The following is a 19,179-nucleotide window of genomic DNA, read 5'->3' on the forward strand; positions in this document are numbered from 1 at the left end:
GAAGTATTTTCACGTTATCAAACATGATCGGAAGAAATAACCACGAGATGTAACGGCTAAATCCGTTCTTCGCGTTTTTTTTTACTGACTCATCCGGACTTCACACTTTTTCTAGCTTTTAAATCGCTTATAATTATCATATAATAGTAGATATTTTCATCTATAAATAATTGTAAAAGACTATGATAGGGTTATAATTGAAACAGAAAAGGTGTGTGACTAGTTCGCGCCTTGGTTTGGTGTGACGCCTAAGCAGGAGCGCCTACATCCTTTCTGCAAATTTTAGGGTAAAAGGATGGTAAAAATGAGCAACAGAGAAGTTAAAACAGACGTCATCTTAATTGGTGCCGGAATTATGAGTGCGACTTTAGTGACACTTCTGAAAGAATTAGTACCGGAATGGGAAATTAAAGTTTTTGAGAAGCTCGAAAATGCAGGAGAAGAAAGCTCTAACGAATGGAATAATGCAGGAACAGGGCATGCGGCACTGTGCGAGCTTAACTATACGGACGAAAAACCGGACGGATCAATAGATATTAGCAAAGCTATCAAGATTAATGAACAGTTTCAGCTTTCAATGCAGTTTTGGTCTTATCTTGTAAAGAGCAAGCTGATACGTAATCCGCAGGACTTTATCATGCCATTGCCTCATATGAGTATGGTGCTAGGGGAACAAAATGTAACGTTTCTAAAGAAACGTTTTGAAGCGATGTCAAATAATCCTCTATTTCAAGGGATGGAATTTTCCGATGACCCTGAAAAACTGATGGAATGGATACCGCTTATTATACAAGATCGTCCATCGAATGAACCTATAGCGTGCACAAAAATCGATTCTGGAACGGATGTCAACTTTGGTGCTTTAACGCGTATTTTGTTTGACCACTTAAAAACTAAAAACGTCGATATCAAATATAAACATAGTGTTGATAATTTGAAACGTAATAGCGACGGTTCGTGGGAATTGAGAGTACGAAACGACAGCGGTAACGTCGAACGGCATACTGCAAAATTCGTCTTTATCGGAGGCGGGGGAGGAAGCCTGCATTTACTGCAAAAATCCGGTATTCCTGAAGGGAAACATATTGGAGGTTTCCCGGTAAGCGGAATATTTATGGTGTGTAAGAATCCGGATGTTGTAGCGCAGCATCATGCAAAAGTATACGGCAAAGCTAAGGTTGGAGCTCCTCCAATGTCTGTTCCGCATCTTGACACAAGATTTATCGACAATAAAAAATCGTTGCTTTTTGGACCGTTTGCCGGCTTCTCACCAAAGTTTTTAAAAACCGGTTCAATGTTTGATTTGGTAACTTCCGTAAAACCGGATAATCTCGTAACTATGTTGTCAGCAGGTGCAAAAAACATGTCATTGACAAAATACCTGATCGAGCAAGTTATGTTATCGAAAGAAAAGCGCATGGAAGAGTTACGAGAGTTTATCCCGAACGCCAAAAGCGAGGATTGGGATCTAGTAGTAGCGGGCCAACGTGTACAAGTTATCAAAGATACTGAAGCTGGCGGCAAAGGTACACTTCAATTTGGTACGGAAGTTATTAGCGCCTCTGATGGCTCGATTGCAGCATTACTAGGTGCTTCTCCAGGTGCTTCTACTGCCGTTCACGTTATGCTTGAGGTCATTAAAAAATGCTTCCCGCAACATATGAAAGACTGGGAGCCGAAAATTAAAGAAATGATTCCTTCTTATGGCGTGTCACTCTTGGAAAATCCGGAGCTTCTGCAAGAAATTCATACTTCAACAGCAGAGACGCTTGGTCTAAGCAAAAAAGAGCTAGTCTATAGTTAATTCTTTGGATGTAGAAACAAGATTGAAGATCTGGCCCAAAAATAAATATAAACAGCGGTAGCCGAGGATTAAAGTTAATTCCCGGGCTACCGCTGTTTTCTTAGAATGCTCTTTACTCATAATAAATGGCATGATAAGGGAATTCCAGCCGCTTCATTCGATAATCCTTCGGTGTCATGGACAATGCTTGGAACTTTGACAAGAAATCCCGATCCTTTTGGTAAGGGAATGCACTGTTGTTCATAATCAAGATAGCCTTGACCGCATAAACGCATTTGTCAACGCAGAATTCAGATTAATATCCTTTACGCCTGCGAAACATCCGAACGACGACAAAAATAACAATGATCCATAACACGAAACTAAGCAGTGAAAGCAATGGAAAACCGAGCGAAAAACCAGCGAACGGATTGAACAGCGATCCCAGGATTGTCCCCAGTGCCAATCCTCCAAACATCCCTCCGAAAAATCCACCGAAACCGGCTCGAGGCGCGGGTGCCGTTCTTGGAGGAGTAGGATTGCGAGCCGCATCATCTGGTCTCGTCGGAGCAGCACGCCCCGGCGTGCCGATTCCGGGGTTATAGCTTCGTCTGGGCGAACGAATCCCGCCGCGTTTATAAGGCTTTATCGTATCCTTCTGCTCCAATTCCCCTTGCTTTTCATAGGACTCGCCGTAAATTTCCGTCGTCAAAATTCCAAATACCAAAGGGAACAACAAGAGCACTACCAACATTTTTCTCATTTACTTGTTCACACCTCCATCATTAGCGTACCCCAACTTATAAAGAACATTCGGATGCTCTGGGATGAACGCCGTATGTCCCAATCAACGAAGACAAGTCGATCGTTGCTAATAGCGGGTATCCCTTTGGATCCCGCATTTATTTATTAGCATCCATGAAACCGGAACATTTTAAACAATGATCTTAATATTGTCACCTACCGTAAAAGATTGACGGCTTTTATAATTGGAAGCGTATACATATGTGGAAAGAGGAGGAAATTATATATGAAGAAGAAACGTCTGGCTATTGGCATACTCGCATTCATTGTGGGCGTTACCGGCCTCGGGTTTACGGCGGCCCGACAGGCTGATGCTGCATCGGGGGGCCAGCGGCTTGTCGTCGATATGTCTGCCGATACCGGCGAAATGCTGAACGGCGGTACCGGATTTCTGTACGGAATGAGCGAGCCGAACGTGCCCGATATCAATACCCTCATTCCGCTGAAGCCGCATACAGCGGTGCAGAAAGCGCCGGATGGGCTGCAGCATCCGAACGGGGATGCGCTAAAAATATCGGATTATTTCTTCGAAGCGGGCGGAAAGCAGATTCAAGTTTATATGCAGGATATCTATCAAAACTGGCCGTATGAGTACGCCGGCATGGACGATTATCTGGCGAAGGTGGAGACAATCGTCGGCAAGGTGCTTGCACATCCGAATCGGAACAAAATTGTATATGTTCCGTTTAACGAGCCGGATTATATCTGGTATTCGAACATCGGCGGAGACAAAGCGGTAGAGGCGAAATTTTTCGCGGATTGGCAGGCGGTGGTCGAAAAAATCCGCGGCTTGTATGAGACGGAAGGCCTTGGCCGACCACTCATTGCCGGCCCGAATTTCGCTTCGTACAACAACAATGTCTTTGCGGATTTCTTTACTTTCGCGAAAGAAAACGATGTACTTCCGGACATCGTGACGTGGCACGAATTATCAGACAGCTTCTTCACCAGCTGGGATGCTAACTACGCGAATTACCGAGCAATTGAGAAGTCGCTTGGCATCGGGCCGCTCGAAATCCACATTAACGAATATGCCCGTCCACGCGACCCGTCGGTTCCCGGGATGCTAGTGCAATATTTATCCCGCTTTGAAAGAAGCAAAGTATACGCCGAGCTGCCTTATTGGCATGCGGCCGACAATTTGAACGACCTCGTCGTGGAGAGCAACCGCGTAAACGGCGCATGGTGGCTGTACAAATGGACGGCTGATATGGTTGGCAGCCGGACCGTGCAGGTAACGCCTCCTAATGGAAAGGCCAAAGGGCTCGACGGCATCGCTGCGGTCGATGAAGAAAAGAAGCAGGCCCGCATTGTCTTTGGCGGAGTAAGCGGCGGAGCGGACCTAGTCCTTCAAGGGCTGAAGGCCAGCGGCATATTCGACAAGAAGATTCATGTGACGGTATGGGAAAGCGGCTGGACCGGGTACGATGGGGCAGCTGGAACGCCGACCGTCGTGCAGGAAGGCGACTATACGGTCCTGAATGGTGAAGTCGTTATTCCCGTTGCGGATATGAATGAAATGTCGGCTTACAAGGCGGTCATCACGCCAGCGTCGGCGAATACGGTTTATTCGAAACAGCCGTGGAAAGCGACCTATGAAGCGGAAAATGCTCAGCTCAAAGGACTATCAAAGGTATTTGATTTGGCTGGCAGCAGCTCTTATATCGAGTGGTCGTCATCCAACGGAAAACAGGTTGGCTCGATCGACAGCAAAGACAGCAGCGTGACATTCACCGTAAACATACCGGAAGACGGCAAATATGCGATGGACATCTTTTACGGCAATGGACCTACAGGGCCGGGAACCGAAGTCGCGCCGAAGCGGGTGACGGCAAAACATGCTTTCGCCATCGACGGGGAAGATGCTGGTGAGATTATTTATCCGGCTAATCTGGACTTCAAATTTATCGGTATCCAAAAGGTTTACGTCGACTTGAAAGCGGGCAAGCATCAGCTTAAGTTCTCCGGTTTGCCGGTGTCCGTAAGCGGACAAGCCACACGGGTTGCACTGCTTGACCGCATCGACTTGACGCTTGCGGGAAGTTATAAAGGTAATATCGCACGGGTAACGGACCGTTATGAGGCGGAATATGCGGAATTGAGCGGCAAATCGTCTGTCGACGTCAAGACAGACGGTTACGAAGGCACCGGTTACGCAAGCCTTCCTGCCGGCAAATCTTCCGCCCGGTTCGTAATCAATGCCGGGCAGGACGGCTACTACCAATTGAAGTTTCGTTACGCGACGAATGGGAATTCCAACTCCTTGCTTGCGTTGACGCTGAACCGTAATCAGGAGCTGATGCTCTCAGGCAATGATTCGACGGACGGATGGCGAACCGCGTATGCAACGGTCTTTTTGAAAGCGGGCATCAATCTGGTCGATGTGGAAAGTTCGAAGGCCAGCGTGAAGCTGGATGCGCTCGATGTAACGGCAGCACCGGATGTTACAGATGAAAATGTTACGTCAATCGAAGCGGAGAACGAAGGCAACACGCTTGCAGGTACTGCTGCAGCCGTAAACAGCGGTTATGCATCGAGCGGCGAATATGTCGGCTGGGTGGGCATGGGGGCGGATAATTATTTACAGTTTAATGATATTAACGTTCCAAAGAGCGGCACCTATAAGCTTGTCGTTCATTACGCGAACAACGAGCAGGTAGGCAATCACTCCTACAATGCCAACGTTGTGGAGCGGCATGCAATGATAAGCGTGAACGGTGCGGAAGCGGAGAAGTTGTATTTCCGCAGCACCTACAGCTGGGAGTCGTTTCGCTCGGTCGTGCTCGAAGTAGAGCTTCAAGAGGGCGCAAACACGATACGCTTCTACAATGATACAGAAGAGCCTTCTTATGAGACATATGCCCCCAATTTTGACAGGATAGACGTTGCTCCTCTTACTGCTGAAGGACCGGTGGCAACGTTATCCGGCGGGTCGTCGGTCAAAGTAGGAGAAACGGTCAATTTGACGTACAACCTCTCCGGTTTACCGAACGGAGCGAAAAGCGTTATGCTGACAGTCGGGTACAATCCCGAGCTTTTGACATACATCGATGCAGCGGCCGCGATGGAGGGAATTGTCGTGACTGCAGAAGAGACAAATGCAGGTACAATTAACGTATCGATTACCGGCGAAGAAGCGGCGGATATTCCGATGGGCGAGCTGTTCAAACTCAAGCTGGAGGCAAACGTAACAGAACGGTTAAGCGCGGACGTCGTCGTCTCGGATACTGTCGTTACAGATGCAGATGGCGGAGTGCAGGCGCTGAACGGTACGAACGTTCAGCTCCGTCTTTATGACGATGTGACGGATATTGGAGTTAGCGGGGAAGAGGGAAGGACTGCGATCGAGACGAATCGGGGTACGCTGCAAATGTCGGCCGAGGTAAAGCCAGCGAACGCGTTTACGCCGGTCCACTGGTCCGTTTCCGCACCGGATGGGACGGATACCGATATTGCCTCTATCGATGCAAACGGATTGCTTTCACCTTCCGGCCAAGGTATAAACGGACTGGTGAAAGTGACGGCCGAGGCGGCTGACGGCTCCGGCGTGATCGGGGAACAATACGTCAATGTTACCGGCCAGCTAGTCCGGCTTTCGGGCACTCCATATGGTGAAGGACCTCCGTGGTCGCCCGGCGGTGAATTTGACAAAGCATGGGATGGCAGCGTAAATACCTATTATGATTACAGCAAGGCGAACGGCGGAAAAACCGGGGTTGATCTGGGCGAAGGCAATGAGGCCGTCATTACCCAAATAAGGTACTACCCGCGGTCAACGTTCGCATCCCGGATGGTTGGCGGGATCTTTCAAGGGTCGAACGAAGGACCGAACAGCGGTTTCGTCGATTTGTACAAGATCACAGCAACCCCTGTCGTTGATTGGAATACGGTTGAAATTGTAACGGATACTCCATATCGCTGGGTGCGGTATGTCGCTCCGGACGGCGGTTACGGGAACGTCGCGGAGATCGAGTTATACGCCTCCAGCAGACTAGTTAATTCGGACAAATAAGACAGGATAATCCGAATACTGTGTTAGCGGATTGAACTTTTATGAAGAGCCTATCTGCGGCTGCGGATAGGCTCTTCTTTTCGCCAAATATGAGCAGTAAATAGACTCTCCTTTTTTGGTTAGGGCAGAGGAACTGGATTTGTAGTGCGCCCGCAACCACCACCCCCGGCCCTGGCAGGTTTAGTGAACCAGTGCCGGGGCTTTTTTTTCTCCCGGACAACCTCCCGATTCACAAATCACCACATCAATCACCACATGTGGTGATGCCGTCTCACCATATGAAAGTGTATCTTTAGATTAAGGAAAGGAATGTAGGCAGGAGCACGAGCCTGAACTGTACGAAATTCGCCTTAAGAGACACCTTGATGCAAGGTGGGCCGACATGAACACCAATCGCCAGACCGCAGTCATTAAAGGGAACAATAAGGAGAGCAAAATGAAGATTACAGCCTCGAATCTCATCCGTTGGGCAGGTTTAGCAGGTATGTTCGCAGGGATCCTTTTCATAGTCATTCAACCGATCCATCCAACTGAAAATCTTGCGTCAGTCACCACCAGCACATGGGCCATCGTCCACTATTTGACGATCGCCATGTCCCTTTTTGGCCTGCTCGGTATTACGGGGATCTACGCCAGACAAGTGAAAGAGGCCGGTTGGCTTGGTTTGGCAGGCTTTCTACTGTTTAGCCTGTTTTGGATAGCCACGACGGCTTTTACATTCGTCGAAGCCTTTATTTTGCCGCTATTGGTGACCGACGCACCGAAGTTTATAGAGGGCTTCTTGGGGATCTTCAGTGGGTCCGCCAGCGAGGTTAACCTCGGAGCCCTCCCTTCGGCAGCGCCGCTAGCAGGGGGAATGTATATTCTTGGCGGCCTGATACTTGGCATGGCTACGTTCCGTGCCGGTATCCTGCCGCGCTGGGCGGCAGGTCTGCTTGCTTTTGCTGCCATGTCGACCCTCGCGTCTTCGCTGCTCCCACACCCGCTTGATCGGTTTTTGGCGGTACCGATGGGGGTAGCTCTGGCTTGGTTGGGATATGCACTTTGGTCTGAACGGCGAGAGAAAGTCCCGACACCCTTACAGATTAGGAAAGTGAATGGAGGAGCAAGGGATGAAAGCGATCGTATATGAGCGGTACGGGCCACCGAATGTACTACAGCTGCGGGAAGTCGCCAAGCCTGTACCTAAAGACGACGAGATATTGATTAAGGTCTATGCTGCAACCGCTGCAGCGGGGGATTGGCGCTTACGCAAGGCAGATCCTTTCCTGGCGCGGCTATTCAACGGTTTGTGGAGACCTAAACGCGTCAGGATTCTCGGATTCGAACTGGCCGGCGTAGTTGAATCGACGGGCAGCGGCGTTACTCGCTTCAAGCCAGGGGATGCCATCTATGCCGCCTGTGGAACCAGTTTCGGTGCGTATGCCGAATACAAATGCCTGAGTGAGACCGGCAGCGTTGCGCTCAAGCCGGAGAACATGACGTTCGAGGAGGCGGCTGCGGTTCCGGTCGGCGCCTATACTGCCTTGCAATTTCTCCGGAAGGGCTGCATCCAGCGCGGCATGCGCGTTCTGATTTATGGCGCTTCAGGCAGCGTTGGGACGTATGCAGTTCAGCTAGCAAAGCATTTCGGTGCGGAAGTGACCGGAGTTTGCAGCACGTCGAATGTGGAGTTGGTGAGATCGCTGGGTGCCGACCGAGTCATCGATTATACGAAAGAGCAGTTCGCAGATGGTGGTCCGGCCTACGATATCATTTTCGATACGGTAGGTAAGAGTCCATTCAAGGTTTGTGTCAAGCGTCTCACACCGAACGGTTTCTACCTGCGAGCGTTCCATGTGAGTCCTGTACTAATCTTTCGCGGGTTATGGATCAACTTGACGAGCGACAAGAAGGTGGTCGGCGGAACAATGAAGGAAAACGCTGAAGACTTGACCTATTTGAAGGAACTGATCGAGGGTGGCGAGCTGCGTTCGGTCATCGACCGCCGTTATCCACTGGAGCAAGCCGCGGAGGCACACCGCTATGCGGAGCAGGGCCATAAGAAAGGCAACGTGGTTTTAACCGTTCGACAAGGTTGATGTAATAATACTTTTTAGGTTTATATTTTCTTTTGACAGGAGCATAGGTATTGTTTTTTAGTTTTTTGTTTAGTATTAAAACAAGGCAATAACATATTGAATAGGGAGGTTTCGGTGTTTGAAGATGAAATGGGAGCTTCAGACTTGGCTTGGGACGTTGTACACATTCACGTTAGTTGGTGACGAATCTACAGAATTAAAGGTTTTTGCAAGGGATTTAGAAGAGGGTAAAAGGAAACTAATTGAGATAGTCGGAAACGCTCATGAAGTTGAGATAGATGTGGATGCTTGGGATTATTAAGCAAGAGCAACAACCATATATCCTTTTCCGATATGGCTTTGTCATTTATCTGCGGGCTATGAGGAAGCGATCATTACAGTCCAACATGATCACTTCCTTTTTTTTTATTTAGTTAGGTGAAAATTATTAAAAATTTAATGCGAGTTGAGCATTCTGTATGTCATTTGCTAATAATTGTTCTAAATTGTAGCATTGATGGTTTGTATATATAACTGTTTTAAGGCCGGGTCAGTTACTTCGTTTACCGTTCGTTTCAATTTCATTAATATGATTCATTATCTTAATAAACCTCCCGATAAATTGGTGATGTGCCTACAGCTGTAACTAAGGTATTCATCTATAGGCTTCTGGTTACAAACTAACAGCAGCGGCATCAGGGAACTGAGCTGTTAAGTACCAGGATAGATGCTATCGGCGTTATCGTAACGCAGTTTCTCCGATGCGATTTGGTCTTTTTCTTTGATCGTGACTTGCTCAGATTTTATTTGGGTATCGTTCCCGTTGCCTTCTTTGGAAGAGGTAGACGGTATCTCTTCCGTAGCAGCTGAATTTTGGTTTTCTAGATTTCTCTGAATGCCTTTAAACATGGTGAGATCCCATCCTTTTTAATCTGATAGCATAAATTTCTTGATTAATTTTGTCCAAAATTGAGGGTAACTATTCCGGATTTGGTTCGTTAAACAGAACCATACTTCTTGCGCATAATTTATCTCTCACACAACCAAATTAATAGTTATGAACGGAGGGCGCTACATAATGGAGAAGACGATTTACGAAATAAGATATAATGACTGGTTCAGAGTACGAATGGAGTCGGAACGAGAACCGATGGAAGAGATTGAGTTCGTTAAGGCGGCCTTGGAAGCGGTGATGGCGGACATCGTGTTTAGAGTGAGGGACCATTCGGGCACAATGGGCGATACAGAAACTTTATGGCGATGGATTTGCACCCAGATTGGCTTTGCATTACAAAAAACAGCGCTTGCCCCTAATTCAGAACAAGGTCCGTTAGATACAGTTATAAGCGTAGTTTCTCGGCTAAAGGGGGAGACCAAATGAACGGCTCTGACACCGAAGACACCATATCTCCCACTTATTTGTTAGAACATCTGCTTTCCTGCATTAAGGATGAGGATGAGATCGAATCTGTTGCGTATGTGGCTCGGATGAAGGACGGTACGATCACATCTGGATGGACTGATATGCAGTACACAGAAGTTATTGGCCTGCTTGAGGTCGGAAAGTTGCAAGTGGTGAAAGAAATGTGGAACGAATGGGCACCCCGCTAAAATGTGGAAGCACCGACTCTTTATTGAGGGCGGTGCTTTTTTGCTTCGCTAATACGCGTCTCCAGCGTTACTAGCTTAGCCCCTGCTTCCCAATCCGCTTCTGCTGTCACAGCCAGCTGTGAAGCATCTATGAGAGAACCAGAAAGTTTTTTTCCGCATTCAGTGACTAAGTCGGAACCTGTATCGGGTATATGTGGTTGATCAGGACGTGTGACTATCTGAAATCCAATCATGGCATAATAACCATGTTCAGATAGGAGGTGAAGGCCATGGAAAATAATAATGAACTTGATCACCGGAAGTTGGAAGGGAATGCTTTAACCCATGAACAGTTTTCGGATGTTTATGCAGCAGGAACAAGTGACGGAATTCACCAGCTTGCTGACGAGAAGATCCAGATAAAAAACACACCCTTTTCAGCACGAATTGAAGACAAAATTGATTAAAATAAATGACAAATGATAAACCCAAATTATAAAGTTAGAGGAGAGGACCATGAAAAATAAACATGAAAAAAACACAAGCTATTCCGAACTTGCTACAGTTGAATCACGGAGAAATGAATTAACAGCGGAAGAATTTCCTGAAGGTCCTTATGGCTCCTGCATTCCATCAGAAGATATTGGTAAGAGTACACCTTGGCGTCAAGATCAACGTGTATCTAATCCATATGGTTATGAAAATAAGAATTTACATGAGGGATTACCCCGTGAATTTCCGCCGGACTATGAACCTTAAATTGAATTAAAGACTATAGGAACAAGGAAAGGCTATAGAGAAAATATGAGGAGGAGTTCCTCCTCATATTTTTTGGCTTGTAAGGCAAGCGAAAAAAACCTTGCTTGATGCATCAAGGTTTTCTTTTTAAGGAACATGCAGAAGCTTGTTTTTTTATTTTTTGAATGGGATCCCTCAGATCGTAAAGTCGGTCCGCCCTAGCGAACCGACCGGCTTTAAGCAGGGTAATAATGCCCGCTTTGAGCGCCCGTGGCTTTCGCGTTGATCACATTTTTGTTTAGTTGACCTTGGGAGGGGGCTTAATTAAGAAGAATACCAAACCTAAAGTAAGCAAAGATAGAGATGATACGGTGATGAAAACAAGCCGGTCCGACTTGTCCATCATCCAACCGAATAAAGGGGGCCCGGCTGCTACGCCTAAAAATCGCAAACTGTTGTAAAGAGAGGTAATCATTCCACGTTCACTTTTCTGAACGGCACCGGTGATCATCGTATTTAAGCATGGCAGAAGCAGCCCAGTTCCGATACTGCTAATCGTTAACAATCCAATAAATAAGTAAATGTTTTTAAAAGAGAAAATACTGGAAGCGAGAGATAGGGTCATGGCAATCAATCCGATATTCATAAGCCAACGCATCAATTTACCATTCTTTTTAATCAGACTCCCTGTCGTATAAGAAGTGATGACCATACCAAGGAGTGGAATGGCCAATATCATGCCTTTTATGACGCCATCGATGTTATAAGGTTCCTCTTCAAGAATGTTTGACAAATAAAAAAGAACGCCGAACAAAATGAAAAGACCTAATGAACCTGCAAAAAATGAAGTAATCAACCACCGGCCCTTTTCCTTAAATTGCTGTCTAATTTTTCTGAGATACTCCTTTAATTCTTGCTTTTGATTATGCTTCGGTTCTTTAATCAAAAAGAGGACTGCAAGTAGAGACAAGGCACAAAACACCGGAAATGCGAAAAAGGAGGCGTACCATACGATTAAAGCAAGCAAGGAACCGATAATCGGACTTAGAACTTTCCCCGTCCCATTAGAAGCCTCGGTCAAGCCAAGAGCCTTGCTTTCAGTTCCTCCATTATATAAATCGCCTACAAGCGCCATCGCGATTGGTGCGGTTCCTGCGGCTGCAAGTCCTTGAATAGCCCTCGCAATAATAATGATTGAATAGGAACTCCAAATGGCTCCAAACCCGGCCAGGACCCCGCCTCCTCCATAAATAATCAATGCCGGAACGATAATGGCTTTTCGGCCGAAGCGGTCCGATAAATAACCGATTATCGGAATAAATAACCCGGCGGCCAAGGAGAATATGGATATAATCAAGCTGCTTTGAAATTTGCTGATTTCAAGCTCCCTCTGCATTTCGGGGAGTACCGGAACCAGCATCGAGTTGCCAAATACGAGCACCATTGGGATAGTGGCTATCGCAATAAACTCCCAAATCCGTCCTTTTGAACCGCCTTCTGACTTTGATTCCGTTCCTTTTGATTCATTTAATTCCGTTAGGTCAATATCGCTTTTAAATGTTATGTTAAGCTTCCGTGATTTAGCCTTCTCCATATTTTTTCCTCTTTCTAATCAAATGTAATATTTAGACCATGATGACTTTTGACGGGCAACATTTATCATTCCATTTTAGGCTCTTATTATCCCGCTTAGGCAAAATAACATTAGGAATAGAAAGGAGTTAACTGCTATATCTCTGTTCGTTTGGATACAGATCTTTGGAGATGTAAGAAGAAGGCGGTAATCCAAATCGAAACAAGCATAAGGACCAAGTAACCACAAAATAAAGTTACAAAGTTCACTCCTTCATACAGTTTGAACAAATCAAGCCATGACAGAATCGGCTTAAAAATGAAGGCAAAAACAGCACTAAGTAACGTTAAATAAAGGTAGGGACTCTTATGGTTATTAACAGTCCATTGATAAACAAGCATGTATACAACGGGAACTAAAGAAACATCTAATACGAAACTTAATGGCATAAATGGGACTACTTTGTATGGTATTGCCAAAGACCATGAAGCACACCAAATTGGTCAATGTATGTAAACCATATATGGATGTTAAATCCAAAAAAACCGATATGAAAAGCCTTACTTTTATCAATACAAATATACAAAGTGATTAAAGGAAACACTAATAAAGCGATATTAACCCAGAACTGCCATGTGCTTGCGTTTGAAAAGTTAATCCAATAATCAAACGATTCGATTGAAAAAGATTTTTTTATATGTCGTAGTTGTTCTAACGCATCGTACTGTTCTTTAGTCATTTTCATAACCCCTAATTTCCTTTTATGTGAAATTGTTTCCTGCTATTAAGTATTTAATGCATTTGTGACAAATACACGTTTAGCAAATAACATCAGGCGTTGAGCTCATGCTGAAATCGTTAACTGTTTTGGTAAATATCCGCCTTCTTAAGCTGAATAAACCGCATTTTGTGGCGGGATTCTAGAGTTGCGGTTGAAAAATCCGTACTGGATCCGACCCTGTGGCGATCCGGAAAACTGGCGAGGTGACGTTTGATGAAGTACTGTTGTTACCACTGTGAACAGCCTTCCGATTCCGTCCATACTTTTACCGTTTATGGAAAAGATGGGACCGAAGAACGGTTCGAGGTCTTGTGCAGTGATTGTCATGCCAACTGGCTGTTATCGCTGAAGGGCTAACATAAGGCGAATAGCGGGGAAACCGAACTTGCAAATAAGGGAGGATAACGATTTGAAGAAAAAGGCGCTCTCGCTTGCGTGTGCAATCGGCTTGTCCACAATGCTGCTGGCCGGTTGTGGCATAACCGACACAAACAGGAACACACCCGGCAACAATAACGGGTTTACAACCCGTGGAACGAATCAAGGCTTCTTACTCGCAGAACGTGACCGTATCAGCAATACGGCGGAAGATGCCCGTATGCGCCACTTGCGCGGCACAGGGAACACAGGGAACGGAGGAGTGAACCGTTCCAATATTACGGGCTATGGAGTGAATGGAACTACGGGACTTTACGGAAACGAAGGTACCGGTATTGGCGGACGCACCGGAACGATGACAAGTACAGCAAACGCATTGTTAATCGGCGACGTACTGATCGTTGCCGGGGACGGCAGTGACAACAGGGGCCGCAGCGGGGTAATGGGCACGGCAAATGACACCGACGGGACAACGGGCATTACGAATGGTACAACCGGCAATGGAGGCTTTGGCGGGACAACGGGCATTGCAAATGGAACAACCGGCAACGAAGGCCTTGGCGGGACAACGGGCATGTCGAATCAGGCAATGGGCAACGCGAGCCGGCGGGTATGGCAAGTGACGGACAAAGGAGCCATTAAAGCTCTGAACCGGTTACAATATAATTTGAACAGTATGAATCCAAGTACAAAGGCTACCGAAATCGGACGGGACCTCAGCTTTCTATTGAAACATGTTAACCCCGCCGGGCAAGGTACGGGTATGACTGATGCCGGAACTACGACCAATCATATGGGCGGTTCAACACGATAACCACTCTCCTTTGGATAAAGGCTGATTGGGCTTGAGATTAGATCTTCGAAAGATTTGATCAGCAGCCCCGGTTCGCCGGGGTTGTATACATAATAATAAAGAGCCCCTATAGGAGGCTCTTTTACTTTCTATGGCTGGAATCAGTTCATTTCCGGGACGAAGGTTTAATTTTAACCTTCACTGGATTATCATGCGGCAGCTCAAATTCAGGCGGCTTGCTTTTCTTTTTAGTCAAAGGATCGCCTCCTCTCTTGAGAATTATTATGCCATCGAAAAGGAGAAATAAAACAATGGACCATAATGTAGTCGAGGCCTTACCACGTAAAGTAAAGGAACATATCGCTAAGGTGGTTGATGGAATAAAATTCACGAAAAACTTTCGTTCGGCCACGGCTGAGGAATGGTACGTCTTTTTACCGGGCTATCAAGACCCGTATAGCGGTGGAGCAGCCGGCAAAACAATCGTTCATTACGACCTAATAGGCAACAAAGATGTTTTTATTAATACGACCGTTATATTAGATGATCCGCAGCTGCACCTTCTTGAGCACCATGCACTCGTGTATGCGATTAGCGAAGAGATCGTTAACCGGCTGGTAGGTTATGCGAATACTCTGCTTTCCGTGCATTGTGGATCCAATTCATACCAAGCTGAGTTTATAAGCTGAGGTCAAGTTACATGTGTCTGTGTTTTGACATGTATTCGATTCGTCGACGAGGTATTCGTAACGCGATCACTCTATTCTTTTTATCGATTACGTGAACACAGGCAGCCAGCCTGTGTTTTTTATTTTTAAAACAGTTAGGAGAGATCTTGCATTGAGCAAATAACCTTAAAATAAACGGAAAAGTGCTGATGTAATATTCATGTGTTGTCGAATGACAAAATGTGTACTGTTTCCAGACTGTTATAGTATTTTTAGTATTCTGTAACAGTGTCAAAAAACATTTATAATACAGCGTTTAATATAAATTTAATATTGCTGTTATAATGAATTTATGATACTGTTATCATGAAAATATCCTGGTGGGGTTCATAGATTAATAGTCACTTTGAAGTCTTCATATTTAATGGACTAGCAAACTCCCACATTAGATGTGAAAAAGGAAGTCCGTTGATCGCGATCTCGAAAAGAGTAAGCCCTTTTTGGGGCTCACACATTAGGGGAGGGAAAATATCCTGGTTAATAAAGATTTTTTGAAGGCAATGTCCGGCTATATTAGACCACATTATAAGTGGCTTCTCCTCACTGTAATTTCGCTGGTTATTTCTGTACTCATTGAGATTATAGTTGGCGAATTAACGAATCGGCTAATTGATGGTGCCCTAGCATCGGATAAAAGCTCGCTTTTCAGTATTGTTATTGCGCTTGTCGGAACGGTAATTATTGGGGGCATGACAACCTACATCACCAGCTATGGGGCGACTCGTCTTACAACCTCCACAATTAGGGACATAAGGAAGGTTATAGTGGGAAAAATTTCAAAGCTGCCTTTAGTCTATACCGAAAAACAAAAATCCGGGGAAATTGCTTCGAAGCTGTCTAATGACGTTGGTCTATTGGAAGACTTCATGAAAAACGGTCTGAGCAACTTGCTATATCAACCACTTGTATTTGTCGCGGCATTTGTCTATCTGTTATTCATCAACTGGCAGATGCTCTTGGTTAACGTGATCGTTATTCCAACGTTCATGTATGCAGCGAATTATATAAGTAAAAATATCGGCACCTCAACGGAGAGATACCAACAGAATATGGGTGAGATTAGCGCATCGGTTAAGCAAACGGTTGACGGGATCGAGGTTATCCATGCGTACAACCTCAATAGTCATATGACCGAAGCGTTTCGAGAGCGTCTAACGGAATCACTCGATTTATATCTGAAAATTGAAAGGCGCCGCTCCCTTTTACCGGGAATAGGAATGGTTTTACAAGCTGTTCCCTATGCCATAACCATTTTGTACGGCGGGTATTTAACCCTTCGTCAAGAAATAACCCCGGGTCAGCTGCTGGTCTTCATTTATTTGCTGAAATACTTGGTCCGTCCCCCTGTGACGTTACCGTGGCTGCTTTCTAGCCTAAGACAGGCAACGGCGGCATCCGGCCGGGTATTTGCACTGCTCGATGTCCCGGAAGAGTGGAGCCACCAGTCTCCAGGTAATTACGACCAACCTGATTCCTGCGCCGTTTCTTTAGATCGCGTGACGTTTCAGTATGACGACGGGAGGCCGGTGCTTCAAGACTTTCAGTTACAAATCGAGAAAAACAAAATGGTTGCAATAGTAGGGCCGAGCGGCAGCGGAAAAAGTACTCTAGCCAAATTGATGTGCGGGCTCTACGAACCGATTGAAGGGACGGTGAGTGTTCTTGGTCGGGAATTCAACCGTGAAAGCTATCCGTTGATTAGGGAGCAGATCTCGTACATATCGCAGGATACGCATTTATTTCCTGTAACGATTTCCAAAAATATTCAATATGGACAGATGCGTTCAGGCAAAATTGACATTGCGGCTGCTGCTGAGGCTGCATATGCCACCGAATTTATCAGGGAGCTTAAATCCGGGTTTGACACAAAGGTAGCTGAGAATGGCGGAAACCTGTCCGGTGGGCAAAAGCAACGATTAGGCTTGGCCCGGGCGCTTATAAAGGATTCACAAATCGTAATCATGGATGAACCTACTTCGGCGCTGGATAAAATTTCTGAAGAGTACTTTCAGAAATCTATCGCTGAGATGAAGGGGCATCGGACGATCATCATCGTGGCCCACAGACTGCCTACAATCACTAAGGCGGACGAAATTGTAGTTATGGATAAGGGCACCATTGTATCGCGGGGGTCACATGAACAATTACTAAATAACTGCGGATTGTATAACCAGTTGTATGGTTCCTTTACCTGATTGGAAGAGGTGGTAGTTATTAAACCGAAAAATCATCTATGGAAGTACATGAGACCTCAACTATTCGCTTATGGTATCGGGATGGTCGGTGATTGTGCTGTGCACGCAAGCTTGATCGTAATGCAAGCTTTCGCTTGGAAATATTTATTCGATGCGTCCATTAAGCTTAATAGTGATTTGTTGATTAAAAGCTCTCTATTCTTTCTGATACCGATCGTTCTATTGGTGACCGCTTCGCCGATTTTCTACTATGTGTATCAAATGGCTGTGAAAAAAATAATGAACGCTATTATGCTGGCTGTATATAAAAAGATCAATCGTTTGCCGCTAAGCTTTTTTGAGAGCAATCATAGCGGGTATCTGCTCTCCCTCTTTAATAATGACGTTCGAACGATTAGTTCGATATTCGATTCACAAATTAAAAATATTCTGTTCCATATTTTCATTAGTCTTGGTTCAATAGTTTCTATGATGTACCTCGATTGGAAAATCGGCTTGTTTTTAGTAGGTGTAGGGTTTTTCTCCGCTATCTTGGTCAGCTTATTTTCCAAACCACTTCGCTCCGTCAGCGATATCATTCAAAGAAGACTAGGCGTTAGAACGGCCCGACTGTTGGATGTGCTCGCTGGTATTACGGTAATTAAAATGCTGAATATCCATGCCGTCATTACTAGGAGATTCAATCGGGTAAATGATGGATTAGTAAAACTGGAGAACACGCGTGGCGACAGGGTAGCCAAGTTGGAAAGTGTAAACTACCTGATTGCATTCTTTAACTTCGGCGGCGCATTTGCCGTAGGAGCGTTTATGCTGACAAACGGCATGATTGGCCTAGGGACTTTGACGGCATTGGTTCAATTAAGCATAAGTGTATCGTCGTCTTTCTCGCAGATCGGCGGAACGATAGCACAACTACAAACCTCTTTGGCTGGCTTCAGAAGATTGTCTGAATTGTTTGGCCAATCCGAGAAGCGAGGCAATGAGTCTTGGCTGCCATCAAACGGGAAGCAGGCGCCGTTCGCTCTCTCTTTCGAGCATGTTAGTTTTAAATTCCCCGGTGAGGATCGTCGAGTGCTTGATGAGCTTAATTTCCATCTAGAAGGGACCGGCATCACAGCAATTGTTGGCAAGAGCGGCAGTGGAAAATCAACAATTGCAAAGTTGGTAATAGGCGTACATGCTCCAACAAATGGACAAATCCTGATCAATGGGAAACATTATTACGGATATCAATGGCTTGAGTTGATATCATACGTACCGCAAAAGGTTTTTCTCTTTGAAGGGACAATCGAAGAAAATATTCGGTTGGGCAACTTGCATGCCAGTCGAGGGGAGATTATACGGGCGGCGATTGAGGCTAACGCGCACCCGTTCATCACCGAACTGAAAGACGGTTATTCCACAATGATAGTTGACGGCGGGGGCAATTTATCAGGCGGACAAAAGCAGCGAATTGCATTAGCGCGGGCCTTGGTCCGTGATTCAAAGATACTTGTGCTAGATGAATCGACATCCGCTCTGGATTCGACATCGGAAGGGCTAATTCATAAGGCCATCTCAGAAGTTTCGAAAACACGGAAAGTGGTTGTGATCACGCATAAACTGGAACGGATTTTGCACGCAGATCAGATTCTCGTCGTGGAAAACGGACGGATCGTCGAAGAAGGAAATGCAACCCAACTTCGTAATGCCAAGGGATCTTTTAAAGAATTATTGTCATTCTAATTTTTAAAAAACGAAAATA

General features: G+C 45.7%; 18 protein-coding genes. 13 read left to right on the plus strand and 5 right to left on the minus strand.

Annotation, left to right across the window (positions count from 1 at the left end; translation table 11 throughout):
- The first annotated feature begins 304 nt into the window (after window positions 1-304).
- On the plus strand, window positions 305-1,804 hold the full coding sequence (locus DFP97_RS23565; RefSeq protein WP_114382926.1) for a malate:quinone oxidoreductase: 1,500 nt from the start codon (window positions 305-307) through the stop codon (window positions 1,802-1,804).
- A gap of 112 nt (window positions 1,805-1,916) precedes the next feature.
- On the opposite strand, the gene DFP97_RS31980 is transcribed toward DFP97_RS23565, so the two are convergent.
- Both DFP97_RS31980 and DFP97_RS23570 read right to left on the minus strand, forming a co-directional pair.
- Window positions 1,917-2,048 carry a hypothetical protein gene (locus DFP97_RS31980; protein ID WP_281271006.1) on the minus strand — a complete coding sequence of 44 codons (132 nt, stop codon included), beginning with the start codon at window positions 2,046-2,048 and terminating at the stop codon, window positions 1,917-1,919.
- Window positions 2,049-2,099: 51 nt separating this feature from the next.
- A complete protein-coding gene (locus DFP97_RS23570; protein ID WP_114382928.1) occupies window positions 2,100-2,546 on the minus strand; it encodes a hypothetical protein in 447 nt (148 codons plus the stop codon).
- A gap of 267 nt (window positions 2,547-2,813) precedes the next feature.
- Here DFP97_RS23570 and DFP97_RS23575 point away from each other — a divergent pair, with 267 nt between their 5' ends.
- The 4 genes from DFP97_RS23575 (at window position 2,814) to DFP97_RS23590 (ending at window position 8,981) form a co-directional block, all read left to right on the plus strand.
- Entirely contained in the window at window positions 2,814-6,599 is a 3,786-nt protein-coding gene (locus tag DFP97_RS23575) for a cohesin domain-containing protein (protein WP_114382930.1), read from the plus strand.
- A 382-nt stretch (window positions 6,600-6,981) separates the two neighbouring features.
- A complete protein-coding gene (locus DFP97_RS23580) occupies window positions 6,982-7,731 on the plus strand; it encodes a hypothetical protein (protein ID WP_220271188.1) in 750 nt (249 codons plus the stop codon).
- Complete coding sequence (locus DFP97_RS23585) at window positions 7,712-8,680, plus strand: NAD(P)-dependent alcohol dehydrogenase (protein ID WP_114382931.1); 969 nt, start codon at window positions 7,712-7,714, stop codon at window positions 8,678-8,680. The genes DFP97_RS23580 and DFP97_RS23585 overlap by 20 nt, the downstream gene beginning before the upstream one ends.
- A gap of 118 nt (window positions 8,681-8,798) precedes the next feature.
- Complete coding sequence (locus DFP97_RS23590; protein WP_114382933.1) at window positions 8,799-8,981, plus strand: hypothetical protein; 183 nt, start codon at window positions 8,799-8,801, stop codon at window positions 8,979-8,981.
- A gap of 389 nt (window positions 8,982-9,370) precedes the next feature.
- Here DFP97_RS23590 and DFP97_RS23595 read toward each other — a convergent pair whose 3' ends face one another.
- Window positions 9,371-9,568, minus strand: coding sequence for a hypothetical protein (locus DFP97_RS23595; RefSeq protein ID WP_114382935.1), 198 nt, complete (start codon window positions 9,566-9,568; stop codon window positions 9,371-9,373).
- A gap of 169 nt (window positions 9,569-9,737) precedes the next feature.
- Here DFP97_RS23595 and DFP97_RS23600 point away from each other — a divergent pair, with 169 nt between their 5' ends.
- The 4 genes from DFP97_RS23600 (at window position 9,738) to DFP97_RS23615 (ending at window position 11,008) form a co-directional block, all read left to right on the plus strand.
- Complete coding sequence (locus tag DFP97_RS23600; protein ID WP_114382937.1) at window positions 9,738-10,040, plus strand: hypothetical protein; 303 nt, start codon at window positions 9,738-9,740, stop codon at window positions 10,038-10,040.
- Complete coding sequence (locus DFP97_RS23605; protein ID WP_114382939.1) at window positions 10,037-10,270, plus strand: hypothetical protein; 234 nt, start codon at window positions 10,037-10,039, stop codon at window positions 10,268-10,270. Before DFP97_RS23600 ends, DFP97_RS23605 begins: the two co-directional genes overlap by 4 nt.
- 269 nt (window positions 10,271-10,539) lie before the next feature.
- On the plus strand, window positions 10,540-10,716 hold the full coding sequence (locus DFP97_RS23610) for a YozQ family protein (protein WP_114382941.1): 177 nt from the start codon (window positions 10,540-10,542) through the stop codon (window positions 10,714-10,716).
- Between the two features lie 49 nt (window positions 10,717-10,765).
- Window positions 10,766-11,008 (plus strand): hypothetical protein, encoded by a 243-nt coding sequence (locus tag DFP97_RS23615; RefSeq protein WP_114382943.1) that lies wholly within the window; start codon window positions 10,766-10,768, stop codon window positions 11,006-11,008.
- 277 nt (window positions 11,009-11,285) lie between these two features.
- Here DFP97_RS23615 and DFP97_RS23620 read toward each other — a convergent pair whose 3' ends face one another.
- Together DFP97_RS23620 and DFP97_RS31730 are read right to left on the minus strand one after the other, a co-directional pair.
- Window positions 11,286-12,581 (minus strand): MFS transporter, encoded by a 1,296-nt coding sequence (locus DFP97_RS23620; RefSeq protein WP_114382945.1) that lies wholly within the window; start codon window positions 12,579-12,581, stop codon window positions 11,286-11,288.
- A 436-nt stretch (window positions 12,582-13,017) separates the two neighbouring features.
- Window positions 13,018-13,299, minus strand: a complete 282-nt coding sequence (locus tag DFP97_RS31730) for a hypothetical protein (RefSeq protein WP_245976565.1) — start codon at window positions 13,297-13,299, stop codon at window positions 13,018-13,020.
- Between the two features lie 451 nt (window positions 13,300-13,750).
- On the opposite strand from DFP97_RS31730, the gene DFP97_RS23630 reads away from it, so the two are divergent.
- The 4 genes from DFP97_RS23630 (at window position 13,751) to DFP97_RS23650 (ending at window position 19,160) form a co-directional block, all read left to right on the plus strand.
- Window positions 13,751-14,533: a hypothetical protein gene (locus DFP97_RS23630; protein WP_114382947.1), complete on the plus strand. Its 783-nt coding sequence runs from the start codon at window positions 13,751-13,753 to the stop codon at window positions 14,531-14,533.
- Window positions 14,534-14,823: 290 nt separating this feature from the next.
- Entirely contained in the window at window positions 14,824-15,201 is a 378-nt protein-coding gene (locus DFP97_RS23635; protein ID WP_114382948.1) for a hypothetical protein, read from the plus strand.
- 539 nt (window positions 15,202-15,740) lie between these two features.
- A complete protein-coding gene (locus DFP97_RS23645) occupies window positions 15,741-17,435 on the plus strand; it encodes an ABC transporter ATP-binding protein (protein ID WP_147275087.1) in 1,695 nt (564 codons plus the stop codon).
- 48 nt (window positions 17,436-17,483) lie between these two features.
- Entirely contained in the window at window positions 17,484-19,160 is a 1,677-nt protein-coding gene (locus DFP97_RS23650; protein WP_114382954.1) for an ABC transporter ATP-binding protein, read from the plus strand.
- Window positions 19,161-19,179: the final 19 nt, after the last annotated feature.

The organism is Paenibacillus prosopidis (assembly GCF_003337375.1).
GTDB lineage: Bacteria > Bacillota > Bacilli > Paenibacillales > Paenibacillaceae > Pristimantibacillus > Pristimantibacillus prosopidis.